This is a genomic window from Streptomyces sp. N35 (assembly GCF_016464295.1).
GTDB lineage: Bacteria > Actinomycetota > Actinomycetes > Streptomycetales > Streptomycetaceae > Streptomyces.
On the sequence record NZ_JAEIMH010000128.1, the window covers coordinates 1588 to 3577 of the forward strand.

At 64.3% G+C, this 1990-nt stretch carries 3 protein-coding genes; all 3 read left to right on the forward strand.

What is annotated here, in order from left to right; translation table 11 throughout:
* Positions 1-342 precede the first annotated feature (342 nt).
* Positions 343-612: a helix-turn-helix transcriptional regulator gene (locus JAO81_RS44160; RefSeq protein WP_374194411.1), complete on the forward strand. Its 270-nt coding sequence runs from the start codon at positions 343-345 to the stop codon at positions 610-612.
* 75 nt (positions 613-687) lie between these two features.
* Positions 688-1230, forward strand: coding sequence for a hypothetical protein (locus JAO81_RS39135; protein ID WP_199552770.1), 543 nt, complete (start codon positions 688-690; stop codon positions 1228-1230).
* Positions 1227-1990 (forward strand): phage antirepressor KilAC domain-containing protein (locus JAO81_RS39140; protein WP_199552771.1); only part of this gene is annotated, 764 nt, incomplete at its 3' end. The genes JAO81_RS39135 and JAO81_RS39140, both read left to right, overlap by 4 nt.

A 1990-nucleotide genomic window follows, 5' to 3' on the forward strand; every position in this document is an offset into this window, starting at 1 on the left:
CACCCGGCCGCCACTGCGGGCAGCGGCTGCGCGATTGCTGAGGGCGCGCCCGCGAGTGCCGAGGGCGGCAAGCCGGTTCACTACGAGCTCTTGAAGGTCACTTGGCATGCCGGTCAATCTCCTTGGATGCCTGCGATTAGACGAAACCGGTCGGCGGCGTGGCTGGCTAGCAATCTACGTGCGGCTGAGCTGCACCTCGTACGTGCCAAGGGTATGGCGCTGCATGTGCCACTAGCCAAGTTGGCTAGTAATGTCGTACGGTGCATGCGGCAGTAGACAATTGGTGATCCGGGAGGCAAGATGAGGTATGTCCGAAACCGCAAGCAATCTCGCGAGGTCTGGATGCGCGTAATAAATGGGCCTGGCCTGCGGCGTCGTAGGCAGCGACTGGGGTACTCCCAGCGCAATCTGGCCGCGCTTGTCGGGTGCGCTCACGGCACCATCGGGTTCATCGAAACGGGGCGAATGCCGACGTGCAGCTTCAAGCTCGCGAACAAGATCTGTCGATGGCTTGACGTCGACCTGGAGGACTTCTTCGAAGAGCGCGAGGCCTCTGCCGTACCCAAAATGCCGCATGGAGCACGCGGCACGCGCCGCGCGGTCGCGGTGTGACCGTGAAACAACGAACGGCCACCCCGCTGGTACCGGGATGGCCGCTGATCCAACGCGAACGTTGAAAGGAATTCGATGAACAGCATCGCACACATGAGGAGCCCGCTGCAGCGGGTCACTGATGCCCTGCAGCGTTTCAACGATGCGGAGCGTTCGGCTCTGCTGAGGGAGCGTCCGGAGTGGGTGTGGCTCGGAGAGGACGACGGCCCGGTGTTCGTCCTGGCTGATTCGGAGCGCCTGCCGGAAGGGGTGCGAGTCCGGGGCGTGGCGAGGACCGGCGAGGGCCGCTACATGACGACCGGGGAGTTGGCCGTTGAGTCGGCCAACCCGGCCAACCTGAGCTACCGCGAGTACCTGCTGGATCGCCTCGGGGACGACGACTGGAGCGACAGCTGCCAGCTCCAGGTGTGTTCTCTGGCCCATGGTCTGCAGTGGGCCACGCTGCTGGACATTGCCGAGCTGGCCGAGCTGATGGGCCTGTCGCTGTCGGGCGAAGTGCTGCCGGCTGCGGCGTGGGCCCGCTCGTGGGAGACCTCGCCGACGCTCTCGGACAAGACTGCGATCGCTCTGGCTGATCTTGATCAGCAGTGGGCGGCCGAGGAGGGAACGGCACTGTGACGAACGAGATCGCATTCACGGAGTCGAAGTCGCTGCGCGCGGAGTACGCCGACCGCACCGATGTGCTCGACAAGGTCAAGGCGCTGACGATGATGCCCGACGGCATGCACGTCACAACAGAGATGGTGGCCAGCTACTACGAGGTCGGCACGGAGGCCATCAAGAGTCTCGTCAAGGACAACCGGGCTGAGGTCGAGTCCAACGGACTCGAGGTCCTTGAAGGGCAGCGGCTGGCTGCGCTGCGGCGCGAGTTTGCGAGGTCCTTCGAGGACCTCGCAAATCCGATCAGCCCCATGACTCGTTCGCTGGCGCTTTTCACGCGGCGCGCAGTGCTGAACGTTGGGCAGCTGCTGAGGGATTCGCCCGTCGCACAGCAGGTGCGGTGCCACCTCCTCGATGTCGAGGCTGGAGCTCGGGAGATGTCGCGTGCGGAGATCCTCCGCCTGGCACTCGCAGCCGAAGAGGAGCTCTCCGCCGCAAAGGCTGAGATCACCGTGTTGAAGCCGAAGGCCGCGTACGTCGACGAGGTCGTGGATGCGGCTGACATGACACAGATCGCCGGGCTCTCCGCGAACATCGGGACGCACGACAAGTACCTGCGTGACTTCCTGGTTCAGCACCGCTGGATCTACCGCAAGCACATCGGCCGCCGCTTCTCCCAGAAGAAGCAGTGCATGGTCGACGTGCACGAGTGGTGGCCTACCTCGTACAGCAAGAAGCACGACTACTTCCGGCTGCGTCCCCAGCACAACGCGCCCCG

What these genes read in the sequence shown, in the direction of transcription:
- JAO81_RS44160 (WP_374194411.1), top strand. Translation starts at nt 343, where the DNA reads ATGCGCGTAATAAATGGGCCTGGCCTGCGGCGTCGTAGGCAGCGACTG.
- JAO81_RS39135 (WP_199552770.1), top strand. Translation starts at nt 688, where the DNA reads ATGAACAGCATCGCACACATGAGGAGCCCGCTGCAGCGGGTCACTGAT.